Source organism: Pseudomonas sp. USHLN015, assembly GCF_037153275.1.
Taxonomy (GTDB): domain Bacteria; phylum Pseudomonadota; class Gammaproteobacteria; order Pseudomonadales; family Pseudomonadaceae; genus Metapseudomonas; species Metapseudomonas tohonis.
Map to the genome: position 1 here is coordinate 291,763 of NZ_JBBCKP010000010.1, position 11,638 is coordinate 303,400.

Consider the following 11,638-nt stretch of genomic DNA (forward strand, 5'->3'; position numbering starts at 1 on the left):
GCAACGCCCGGGATTTTCCTCAATCTGCCAACCAGTCGCACATGACCGAATGGTCAGGATAAACAGTGTGAAACCGCCCACAGTTGCAAGCGGATTTTTAGTACATGCGTGCAACTTTACTTATTCTCGCCAGTCCTTCGGCCCCGGGTAGGGCCCTCCAGAGAAAACCAGCAAGGCGCACGGATGCGCGGATGTCTGTCGAGCTTTCCACATGCTTCGTACCACACCCGTATTCCCGCCGTTGCGGGTGGCCCGCTACCTGCTGCTGACGCTGTGCACCAGGCTCCGTCATGCCGCCTGGATCGTCCTGCTGCTCTGCCCCCTGGCGATGGCGCAACCGCCCGCTGACGGCAGCGAAGAACGCTGGACCATCAACATGCGCGATGCCGACATCCAGGACTTCACCGAACTGGTGGCGGGCATCAGCGGCCAGACGCTGGTGCTGGACCCGCGCGTCAAGGGCCAGGTCACCGTCATCTCCGAGTCACCACTGACCCTCAGCGAGGTCTACCAGCTGTTCCTCTCGGTGATGAGCACCCACGGCTACAGCGTGATCGCCCAGGGCAACCAGGCGCGCATCGTTCCCGACATCGACGGTCGCAGCGTCGCCAACAGCCCCGTCGGCAGCGGGCCGGAAACCCTCGAGACGCGCCTGCTGCAAGTGCAGCAGACCCCGGTCAACGAACTGCTCCCGCTGATCCGCCCGCTGGTGCCGCAGAACGGCCACCTGGCGGCCATCCCCTCCAGCAACTCGCTGATCGTCAGCGACAAGCGCGCCAACATCGAGCGGCTGATCGCCCTGATCACCCAGCTTGACCGGGCCGGCGCCGACGACAGCGTGTTCTACGACATGCAGCACGCCTGGGCCAAGGACGTGGCCGCCATGCTCCAGGAAAGCCTGCGCCGGGGTCAGGCCGTCGGCAACGGCAACGCCCAGGTGATCGCCGACCCGCGCACCAACCGCCTGCTGCTGCTGGGCCCGCCCGAAGCCCGCGAGCGCCTGCTGAAGATGGCCCGCCAACTGGACACGGCGCCCGTGCGCTCCGCCAACACCCGGGTGGTGCGCCTGCGCCACGGCGACGCCAAGGACCTGGCCAAGACCCTCAGCGACCTGTCCGAGCAACTGCGCGGCGCCACCTCGCCCACCACCACCCAGGCGCCGGTGCTGATCCGTGCCGACGAAGGGCTCAACGCCCTCATCCTGATGGCCGAGCCCGACATGGTCAGCCAGCTGGAAGAGCTGATACACCAGCTCGACGTTCCCCGGGCCCAGGTGCTGGTGGAAGCCGCCATCGTCGAGATGTCCGGCGACGTCAGCGAAGCGCTCGGCGTGCAGTGGGCCATCGACGGCCGTTCCGACAGCGGCCCCATCGGCGGCACCAACTTCAGCAACACCGGACTGTCGGTGGGCACCCTGCTCGGCGCCATCGAAGCCAAGACCCCGGTCAACCTGCCCGACGGCGCCATCGTCGGCATCGGCAACGACAACTTCGGCGCCCTTATCACCGCGCTGTCGGCCAGCGGCCACAGCAACCTGCTGTCCACCCCCAGCCTGCTCACCCTCGACAACCAGCAGGCCGAGATCCTCGTCGGCCAGAACGTGCCCTTCCAGACCGGCTCCTACACCACCGACGCCGCCGGGGCCAACAACCCCTTCACCACCATCGAGCGCAAGGATGTCGGCGTCACCCTCAAGGTCACCCCGCACATCAACGAAGGCGGCACCCTGCGCCTGGTGATCGAGCAGGAGATCTCCTCCATCGCCCCCAGCACCGGGGCGGCCTCGCGGGCGGTCGACCTGGTCACCAACAAACGCATGATCAAGAGCACCGTGCTGGCCGACAACGGCCAGGTCATCGTGCTCGGCGGCCTGATCCAGGACGACGTGACACGCAGCGAAAGCAAGGTGCCGCTGCTGGGCGACGTCCCGCTGGTCGGCGGCCTGTTCCGCTCCAGCAAGGACGTCAACGTCAAGCGCAACCTCATGGTCTTCCTGCGGCCCAGGGTGGTGCGTGACGGCACCCGCCTGGCCGACCTGAGCCAGGAGAAGTACCAGGACATGCGCCACCTCACCGCCACGAAGGACGCCCAGCGCGCCCTGCCGCAGGACCCGGTGCAGCTGTTCCAGCAGCCGGCACCGCAAGCCCCGGCGCGAGCCACCCCGCCGCCCCCCGCCAGGCCCGAGCCGGCCGACGTCGCGCGTCCCTACGCGGCACCGTCCGAACCGCCCCTGCACGCCAGCACCCAGGCCAGCGCCCCCCCTTCCGCCGCCAAGGCCAGCCCGCCGCCTGCCGCCCCCTCGGTGGAGAAGCGCTACAGCATCAACCTCATCGAAGGCAGCAACGAGCAGTACATGCGCGCACTGATGGCCCGCCACCCCGGGGAGCCCCTGCGCATCCAGCGCTCGCAACGCGATGGCCGCGACTGGTACCGCATGTTCTACGGCGACTACCCCCAGGCGGACCTGGCCGAGCGCGCCCTGCACAACCTGCCGGCCACCCTGCCCAGCCATCGCGGCCAGGTGACCGCGCTGTAACGGACACACGGAACAACCACAACAACGCCGAACTGTGAACAAGCGAGGGACCATGTTGCGCAAGATCGTTCTTATCTCCGGGTTGCTGAGCCTGGCCGGCTGCCTCGATCTGGGTGGCGGCGGAGGCGGCGGGGGCAGCAGCCCCGGCACCGGCGGGTCCGGCAGCGTCACCACGCCGCCCGCCCAGCCGGGCACGCCGCCGGACGAGACCGCGCCCCCCGAGATACCGGTCACGCCGCCGGTGACCCCGCCCACCGAACCGCCCGTGACGCAGCCGGGCGAACGCTTCCCAGAGCCGGATGCCGCGGTGGTCGACGAGGTGAACGCCCGGGGCTTCTACGACCAGACCGCCGACGGCCAGACCCGCCCCGTGCGCAACGACCTCACCGGCACCCTTGCGGCGATGCTGCAGTTCGTGCAGAGCCACTCGGTGGACCCACAAGGCAACGAAGCGAAGAACATGCCGCGCCTGACCAGCGAGCGCGAAGCCCTGCTGCTGGTCACCCCCGCCCCGGACCAGCCCCTGCCCAGGTCCCTGCGCGTGCAGGTGCTGGTGGACGGCGCCCTCAAGGGTGACCTGACGCTGCGCCACCCCGACGAGCTCTACCGTGCCGACCGCACCGGCAGCGACGCCCGCCCCGACGTGGTGTATTCGCGCCGCGCCTGGTCCGCCGTGCTGCCCTGGGACTGGGTGGTGCCCGGCATGAGCCTGCAGCTCAGCGACGACCGGGGCCGCAGCGGCCAGCGCGGCGCCGAGGCCTTCGACTTCGCCCCGCCCGCCGAGCTGCTGGTCCAGGCCATTCGCATCGGCATGCTCACCCCCGAGGTCCCGGGCGGCCAGCACTGGTTCAACACCCAGCCGGCCCAGGCCGCCACCGACTACTTCCAGACCGTGCCCATCGCCCGCATGGTGGCCAGCCGGTACGAGGACGTGCTGCTGCGCAAGGTGATGGTGGCCAACGGCACGATCTACGACGCCGACCAGGGCCAGGTGAGCGCCACCACCGGCGACGTCTACAGCGGCGACATGCGCGAGAACACTGCCAAGTCCACCTTCAGCACCGGCATCAACCTGGCCAACTGGGGCATCACCAGCGCCGGCATGGCCAGCCAGGAGCAGCCGCAACTGACCAACTCGGCGGTCATCCACCACGCCCGCGGCCTGTACAGCAACGGCACCGTCAACCATGGCCTCAGCGGCGGCAACGGCATCCTCACCCTGATCGACTCGGTGGGGAACGAATTCAGCCACGAGATCGGCCACCACTACGGCCTCGGCCACTACCCCGGGCAGAGCGGCGACAACTACTTCTGGTCCGGGCATCACCAGGACAGCGGCTGGGGCTACATCGCCTACCGCAAGCGCATGCGCGCCAACCTGCACTGGACCCGCGCCAAGACCGGCGGCCTCAACGGCATGCCGATCTACGCCGATGCCTACAGCTTCGCCACCGACGCCATGGCCGGCGGCAACTTCGCCAGCGGCCTGTCGCGCTACACCCACTACACCGGCTACAGCACCAGGCAGAAGATCCAGCCAGCGCTGAACCGCGCCGTCTGGGCCCCCGACTCCCCCACCGGCTACCGCAAGTGGGACGCCACGAGCCGCAAGATGGAGGTGTTCCAGCCGAAGACGCCGACCTCCCGCAACGTCTGGTACGACAGCGCCGACGGCAACTACCGCAAGCCGCGCCTGTTCGGCGTCCCGGTCATCACCCTGCTTGGCGGCTACGACCCGGAGACAGGCGCCGCCGTGCTCTACCCGGCCCTGCGCGGCAACTGGGGCCAGGTCTACGACCTGCCGCCGCCAAACGCCGCCGCCACCAGCCGGCAATGCTGGCTGGAGGTCAGCTTCGCCAACGACAGGACCCAGCGCATCGCCGTCGCTCCCACGCGCATGGGCAGCAATGCCAACAAGCTGCACGTCAACCTGGCCCAGGCCGAACAACCCGTCGCGGCGGCCCTGCAATGCCGCGACACGGCCGGCGCCGCCACCACCGAGCTGGCCAGCCTGATCATTCCCCAGGGGATGCCGGCGATGGCACCCGCCGTCATCGTCGGTCGTGACGCACGCTTCGACGCGCTGCGCGAGGTGGAACTGCCGAAGCTGGACAGCGCCCTCGCCGCCCTCGCCGGGCAGGCGGTGCCGACGCTCAAGGGCGAAGCGCGCGTGCTCTTCGACAGCTACAGCGACCGCCCCGACGGCCTCTCCGGTGCGGCCCGGGAGGTGCTGCAACGCCTCAACCAACAGCAGGCGAAGGCCCAGCGCCTGAACCGCTGGCTGGATGCCTACGGCAGCCGCCTGGCCAGCGACGCCGAGGCCGCCAGGGCGCTCGACACCCTGCTGGCCACCCTGCAACTCGACGCCACTCCGCTGCTGCCGCCGGCCCAACCGCTGGCCATGAGCAACGGCAACTGCGTGCGCATCGAACAGGTCGATGGCGCCTGGAGGCCCTACGTCGCCGCCAAGGCCCAGTGCACCGGGGCGATCGACGAAAAATGGCGGGTCGATGCCGGTGGCCGCATCCATAGCGCGGCCCAGCCGACGCAGTGCCTGACCGCCAACGGCGACATCGGCCTCAGCACCTGCGACAGCCAGGTCGACGCCCAGGCCTGGGACTTCTCCGCCCTGCCGCAGCTGAAATACGGCAACCGCTGCATGGACCTTTCCGGGGGCTACCTCACCGACGGGCGCGGCAAGCTGATCACCTACGGCTGCACCGGCGGTGGCAACCAGAAGTGGTACGGGCCGACGCTCAACGACAACGGGCTGTTCCCGCTGCTGCAGAGCCGCAACCTGAACCTGTTCATGGCCTATGCCGAGCAACGTGCCAGCCGCACCGCGCCCTAGCGTCGCCACCCGTGGCGGCCGCCGCAGCCGAGCGCTGCTGGCGGCCCTGCTGCTGAGCGCGCCCGTCTCGGCGGTGCAGCTGCCCCAGGCACTGCTCGCCGAACCCGCCCCCCTGTCGCTGAAGCCCTACCCTGCGCCCCGCCCGCTGGCGGGCCTCGACGGCTGGCGCCTGTACAGCGTCTTCAGCCGGGGCGACGGCCAGGGCCTGGCATCGCTCAGCCTCGACGACGGCAGGCTGCTCAGCGTGCAGGCCGGCGACCGGCTGCCCGATGGCATCGAGGTGCTGGCCGTGGAGCGGGATCGCCTGCTGCTGCGGCGCGGTATTCAGGTGGGCGAACTGGTGATCCAGGGGCGCGCGCTCCGGGCCCCGGATGCGGCCATCCGTGCCGTCGACGTCGAACCCGCGGCGATGTTGCCGGTGCTGCCGGCGGGCTGCGAATCCTTCGTCCAGGCCGGCGTGCCCCTGGACGAGTTGCAGGCCCTGGGCGGCTGCCCGACGGCGGTCGACCCCGGCCTCTGAAACACGCCTGCCTGCCGGTCAGGCCATCCAGAAATACAGCAGCGTCAGGTTGGCCAGGGAGATCAGCCCGAACAGGCTCCAGGCGATGCTCGCCACCAGGCGGCTGTTGGCGAACGGCCCCATCAGCCGGCGGTCACTGGTGAAGCGGATCAGCGGCCAGAGGGCGAACGGCAGTTGCAGGCTCAGCACCACCTGGCTCAGCACCAGCAGCTTGCCCACCGCGCCCTCCCCCAGCCAGATGACGCCGACCAGCGCCGGCACCAGCGCCAGGGCGCGGGTGATCAGGCGGCGCTGCCAGCAGGGGATCTTCGCTTGCAGGAAGCCCTCCATCACCACCTGGCCGGCGATGGTGCCGGTGAAGGTGGAGCTCTGCCCCGCCGCCAGCAGCGCGAAGCCGAACAGGAAGCTGGCCAGCGCCCCGCCCACCAGGGGGTCGAGCAGGTGGTAGGCGTCCTGGATCTCCACCACCTCGGTGTGGCCGCTGCCGTGGAAAGCCGCCGCCGCGAGGATCATGATCGCCGCGTTGACCAGCAGCGCCAGGGACAGCGAGCCGATGGTGTCGAGGCGGGAGAACCGGATAGCACTGCGCTTGCTCGCCTCGTCGTCGCCATTGACCCGGGTCTGCACCACGGACGAATGCAGGTAGAGGTTGTGCGGCATCACCGTGGCGCCGAGGATGCCGATCGCCAGGTACAGCGGTTCCTGGCTGGAGAGCACGTCCCAGGAGGGACGCAGCCCGGCGGCGACGTCCGGCCAATGGGGCTTGATCAGTACCAGCTCGACGAAGAAACACGCGCCGATGGTGGTGATCAGCCCCAGCACTATGGCTTCCAGGCGGCGGAAATTGGCGCCCTGCAGGGCGAGGACGATCAGCGTGTCGAAGGCGGTCAGCACCACGCCCGTGGTGATCGACACCCCCAGCAGCAGGTGGAAGGCCAGCGCCGCGCCGAGCACCTCGGCCAGGTCGGTGGCAATGATCGACAGCTCGGCGAGCAGCCATTGCCCGCGCGCCACGACGGGGCGGTAGCGCTCCCGCGAGAGCTGCGCCAGGTCGCGCCCGGTGGCGATGCCCAGGCGCGAACAGAGGCTCTGCAGCAACATGCCCGAGAAGCTCGCCAGCACCACCACGAACAGCAGCGCATAGCCGAAGCGCGAACCGGCCTCGATGGCGGTCGCCCAGTTGCCCGGGTCCATGTAGCCCACCGACACCAGCAGGCCGGGGCCGACGAAGAGCATGAGCTTGCGCCCAAGGGACGCGTTGGCCGGCACCGCCACGCTGTGGCTGACGGCGGAGGGGCAGAACGGCGCGGTGGCCGTGGTGGGCAGCTTGTACATCGGGGACGCGCCGGGCGGAGGGGATGACGCAGCTTAAACGCCGCGACGCCCCGCGCAAAAGCCCGCGCGCAGGAGAAGGGCCAGCCCGGTTGCGGGCCGGCCCGGCAGGATCAGAGCTTGGCTTCCAGCGCCTTCTGGATCGCCTCGGCGCGGGCATCGACGTCGTCGACGTTGGTGAAGGGCTTGAAGTTCAGGCTCAGCACGCCGCCGTCGAAGGCGACGCCATCGGGGTAGTTGCTGGAGGGCGCGGTGGCCTCGTCGTAACGCACCACCACCTTGCTCAGCTTGGCCTTGAGCGCCTGCTTGCCCATGTCGTCCACGGCCACGGAGGCGAAGGCCTTCTCCAGCGGGGTGAAGTAGACCTGCTTCCAGAAGCCGTCCTGGGTGTAGTTCTGCGACTGGTCAGGCAGCGCGATGCTGTTCCACTGCACGTCCAGCGGCACCTCGAAGCCGGCGGCGGCCTGGATGGCCTTCAGCTGCTCGACGTAGGGGCCTTCCTGGTAGGCGGTGATGGCGCGGCGCTCGGCCAGGGACGGGTCGGCGAAGGCGCTGGTGCCGGCCAGCAGGCAGGCGGCGAGGAGGGAAACGGAAAAGAGGCGTTTGGCAGCCATGAAAGTAACTCCTGGGATCTGGACTCCAGCCACGACGGCGACTGGCAGGCGCGCGGCCAAGGCATCCCTGCCACGCGCGCTAACAGCCTAGACCGGCCGGTCAGGGAATTCCGCCGACCGCCGCAAGTTTCAGCCAGCCCGCCGCGGCAGCAGTGCCAGGTTGGCCGGCGCGGCGCGCTGGGCCAGGTAGCGGGTGCAGCTCACCCGCAGGAAGGAGGCGAAGTTCACCACCTCGCCGCGGTAGTCCATGACTTCCTCGTAGAGCTTGGTGATCAGTTGGTTGGTGGTCATGCCGTCCACCTCGGCGATCTCCCGCAGGATGTCCCAGAACTGGTTCTCCAGCCGTAGCGTGGTCACCACGCCGCGGATGCGCAGCGAGCGCGAGCGGGACTCGTAGAGGATCGGGTCGGCCTTTACATAGAGTTCGCACATGGAGCGGGGTCCTTTTCGAATGTGGCCTGGAAAACCTGTAGGGGCGAATTCATTCGCCAGGCGGTGCGCGGCATCGCCATTGTGCATCGAACGCCCCGCACGGAGGTGGCTCGCGCAGGATGGCGTAGAGCGAAGCGAAACCCATCGCGCGGAGCCATGGCCGTGGGCCGGCATCCACGTTCGCGAGGATGGCGGTCGCCTGTATGGTGCCAGGCCCCGTCATCCCCGCGCACGCGGGGACCCGGTGAAGAGCACGGGCCTGCGGCCCGCATCCTCACAGGGTGATGCGCGTACCCAGCACCTCGAGGAATTTCGCCAGCCAGGCCGGGTGCGCGGGCCAGGCGGGGGCGGTGACCAGGTTGCCGTCGACGTGGGCCTGGTCCACGGGGATGTCCACGTAATCGCCACCGGCCAGGGTCACTTCCGGGCCACAGGCCGGGTAGGCGCTGCAGGCGCGGCCCTTGAGCACGCCGGCGGCCGCCAGCAGCTGGGCGCCGTGGCAGACGGCGGCGATGGGTTTGCCCGCGGCGTCGAAGGCCTTCACCAGTTCGATGACCCGGGCGTTCAGGCGCAGGTACTCGGGGGCGCGGCCACCGGGGACCAGCAGGGCGTCGTAGTCCTCGGCACGGACCTTGTCGAAGTCGAAGTTCAGCGCGAAGTTGTGGCCCGGCTTCTCGCTGTAGGTCTGGTCGCCCTCGAAGTCGTGGATGGCGGTGCGCACGCTCTGGCCGGCACGCTTGTCCGGGCACACCGCATGCACGGCGTGGCCGACCATCAGCAGGGCCTGGAAGGGCACCATGGTTTCGTAGTCTTCGGCGTAGTCGCCGACCAGCATCAGGATCTTCTTCGCCGCCATGGCGGGTTCCTCCGTGTGGGGCCTTCGAGGATTCAAAGGGTAGACGAAGTATCCGCCCGCCCTCCCCGCACCGGGTAACAGGCGGCTACTACAGGTCGTCCAGCGGCTCGCCGGCGGAACCGAAGCGCTGCAGCGGGTGCACCTCGCGGGTGGCGGCGATCTCGCTGGCACCCAGCTCGGCACCCACCAGTTGCAGCGGGCCGTCGCCCTGGGGCGGCAGCTCGGCGTTCTGCGGCGGCGGGTTCAGCTCGTCGTAGCGCAGGTAGTAGGTGGCGCCGGCCCCGGCGTCGAGGGCGAAGCTGGTGATCTCGGTGAAGTCCAGCGGGCCGCCGGCGAAGAAGGTCCAGTAGCTGCCCAGCAGCGGGCGGCGCATCTCCAGGCGGTAGCTGGCGGTCTCGAACTCCAGGGGCAGGTAGCCGTTGCTCGGCAACGCGCCGATCAGCTCGCCATTGATGAACAGGCCCGGCGCCTCCAGCTCCTGGTCGGCCCAGTCGCTGCGCGGGCGATAGAGGTAGACCAGCGCGTGGTCGGCATCGCTGGGCGTGCGCGCGACGAAGGCCGGCCCGTCGGTGGCGCCGAAGAAGGCCCCGGGCGTGGAGCAGCCGGCAAGCAGGAGGGCGAGGAGCGACAGGGCGGGAAGCGGACGGCGCATGGGCACATCTCTTGTTGTGGTTATGCGGGGAGATTAGCCGGCGCGCGGGCCCGGCCGACACCCGACAAAGGTTCGGCTAGCGACGGCGGTCCAGCAGGTTGACGGCGAGGCGGTCGAGCCAGCCCCAGAGCCGCTGGTAGAAGCGCTTGATCAACGGCCGCGCATGCCAGGCCTCGAGGGTGATCTCGCGGCTGTCGTCGAAGTCGCGGCTCAGGCTGGCGGCCACCTCGGCGGTGAAGTGACGGTCCAGCGCCTCCAGGTTGGCTTCCAGGTTGAAGCGCAGGTTCCAGTGGTCGAAGTTGCAGGACCCGACGCTCACCCAGTCGTCCACCAGCACCATCTTCAGGTGCAGGAAGCGCGGCTGGTACTCGAAGATGCGCAGCCCGGCGCGCAACAGGCGCGGGTAATAGCGCTGGCCGGCGAAGCGCACCGGCGGGTGATCGGTGTTGCGGCTGGTCAGCAGCAGGCGCACGTCGACACCACGCCGCGCGGCCTTGAGCAGTGCGCGGCGGACCTTCCAGCTCGGCAGGAAATACGGCGTAGCCAGCCAGATGCGGGTCTTGGCGTTGCGGATGCTGCGCACCAGCGACTGCACGATGTCCCAGTGCTGGCGGGCGTCGGCGTAGGCCACCCGGCCCATGCCGATGCCGGCGGAGGGCAGCGGCGGCAGGCGCTCCAGGCCCGGGGCCTCGTCGGGGCGCCAGGGCCGGCGATGCAGGTTGGCCAGCCACTGGTAGTCGAAGATCAGCTTCCAGTGCACCACCAGCGGCCCCTCGATGGCGACCATCACCTCGTGCCAGCGGCTCTCGGGCTGCTCGGGCTCCCAGAACTCGTCGGTGGAGCCGGTGCCGCCCACGTAGGCGACGCGGTCGTCCACCACCAGCACCTTGCGGTGGTCGCGATAGAAATTGCGCACCCCGCGCCGCCAGCGCACCGGGTTGTAGAACTGCAGCTGCACGCCGGCCAGCACCATGCGCTGGCGCAGGGCGCTGCCGAGCTTCTTGCTGCCGAAGCCGTCGAACAGGCAACGCACCTTCACCCCGCGCTGCGCGGCCAGGCACAGCGCCTCGACCAGCGCCTCGCTGCAGCGACCGTCTTCCACCAGGTAGAGCTCCAGGGACACGTGGTGCTCGGCCCGGGCGATGTCGGTGAGCATCGCGGGGAAGAAGCTCGGCCCGTCGATCAGCAGCTCGAAGCGGTTGCCGGATTTCCAGGGGAAGATGTGGCCCATCAGCGCGCGGTGAAGATCAGCACGGCACCCACCGGCACCGAGAGGCTGATGGAGGGCAGCCCGGCCATCTCGCGCAGCATGCCGAGGGACTCGGTGAGGCCGAAGTCCTCCACCTGCAGCACCAGGGGCGCCAGGGTCACCACCTGGAAGCGGCGATCGTCCAGGCGCGTGGCCAGCAGCTCGGCCATGTACTCGTGCTCGCGGCCGTGCAGCTTCACCTTCAGCGGCAGGCGCAGCTCCAGCTGGGCGCCGGGGGCGAGGTCGGTGATGGGGCGCAGGTCGAGCTGGGCGAAGACCTCGGCCTCGGGGTTGCGCTCGATCTCGAAGAACAGGTCGCGCAGGCGCTGGTCCCGCAGCGGGATGCCGGTGCTCACCGACTCCAGTTCGACGCGCAGGTGCGCCTTGCCGCTGTCGGCGATGTTGCCGTGCAGGGTGAGGAAGCGGTGGACCTCGGAGAGGTTGCCGCCCTTGGTGGAGATGAAGGAGAGGCGCGAGGACTCGTTGTCCAGGTACCAATCGGCCTGCACCGGCAGCGCAAGGGCGCCGAGCAGGGCGGGAATGAGGGGGAATAGCTTGGCCATGCGGGCTCCTGTCGCACAATCGCGCCACCTTAA

The 11,638-nt window shown here is 69.5% G+C and carries 10 protein-coding genes; 3 read left to right on the forward strand and 7 right to left on the reverse strand.

Annotation, left to right across the window (positions count from 1 at the left end):
- The first annotated feature begins 328 nt into the window (after nt 1-328).
- From gspD to WFQ67_RS21705, 3 genes are read left to right on the forward strand one after another with little or no spacing between them, the layout of a single operon-like run.
- Nucleotides 329-2,536 (forward strand): type II secretion system secretin GspD, encoded by a 2,208-nt coding sequence (gene gspD, locus WFQ67_RS21695; protein ID WP_442969619.1) that lies wholly within the window; start codon nt 329-331, stop codon nt 2,534-2,536.
- Between the two features lie 52 nt (nt 2,537-2,588).
- On the forward strand, nt 2,589-5,387 hold the full coding sequence (locus WFQ67_RS21700) for a M66 family metalloprotease (protein WP_337058132.1): 2,799 nt from the start codon (nt 2,589-2,591) through the stop codon (nt 5,385-5,387).
- Entirely contained in the window at nt 5,365-5,907 is a 543-nt protein-coding gene (locus WFQ67_RS21705) for a hypothetical protein (protein ID WP_337058133.1), read from the forward strand. Before WFQ67_RS21700 ends, WFQ67_RS21705 begins: the two co-directional genes overlap by 23 nt.
- An 18-nt stretch (nt 5,908-5,925) precedes the next feature.
- Here the strand turns inward: WFQ67_RS21705 and WFQ67_RS21710 are convergent, their stop codons facing one another.
- The 7 genes from WFQ67_RS21710 to WFQ67_RS21740 form a co-directional block, all read right to left on the reverse strand.
- Complete coding sequence (locus WFQ67_RS21710) at nt 5,926-7,242, reverse strand: Nramp family divalent metal transporter (RefSeq protein WP_213628631.1); 1,317 nt, start codon at nt 7,240-7,242, stop codon at nt 5,926-5,928.
- 110 nt (nt 7,243-7,352) lie between these two features.
- Nucleotides 7,353-7,853: a hypothetical protein gene (locus tag WFQ67_RS21715; protein WP_213628630.1), complete on the reverse strand. Its 501-nt coding sequence runs from the start codon at nt 7,851-7,853 to the stop codon at nt 7,353-7,355.
- 129 nt (nt 7,854-7,982) lie between these two features.
- Nucleotides 7,983-8,285: a ribbon-helix-helix domain-containing protein gene (locus tag WFQ67_RS21720; protein WP_173178761.1), complete on the reverse strand. Its 303-nt coding sequence runs from the start codon at nt 8,283-8,285 to the stop codon at nt 7,983-7,985.
- A 274-nt stretch (nt 8,286-8,559) separates the two neighbouring features.
- Nucleotides 8,560-9,141 (reverse strand): DJ-1/PfpI family protein, encoded by a 582-nt coding sequence (locus WFQ67_RS21725; protein WP_337058134.1) that lies wholly within the window; start codon nt 9,139-9,141, stop codon nt 8,560-8,562.
- A gap of 88 nt (nt 9,142-9,229) precedes the next feature.
- Nucleotides 9,230-9,793 carry a DUF2846 domain-containing protein gene (locus WFQ67_RS21730; protein WP_213628628.1) on the reverse strand — a complete coding sequence of 188 codons (564 nt, stop codon included), beginning with the start codon at nt 9,791-9,793 and terminating at the stop codon, nt 9,230-9,232.
- 76 nt (nt 9,794-9,869) lie between these two features.
- Entirely contained in the window at nt 9,870-11,027 is a 1,158-nt protein-coding gene (locus WFQ67_RS21735; protein ID WP_213630435.1) for a phospholipase D-like domain-containing protein, read from the reverse strand.
- Nucleotides 11,024-11,605, reverse strand: a complete 582-nt coding sequence (locus WFQ67_RS21740) for a YceI family protein (RefSeq protein WP_173178764.1) — start codon at nt 11,603-11,605, stop codon at nt 11,024-11,026. The genes WFQ67_RS21735 and WFQ67_RS21740 overlap by 4 nt, the downstream gene beginning before the upstream one ends.
- Nucleotides 11,606-11,638 lie beyond the last annotated feature (33 nt).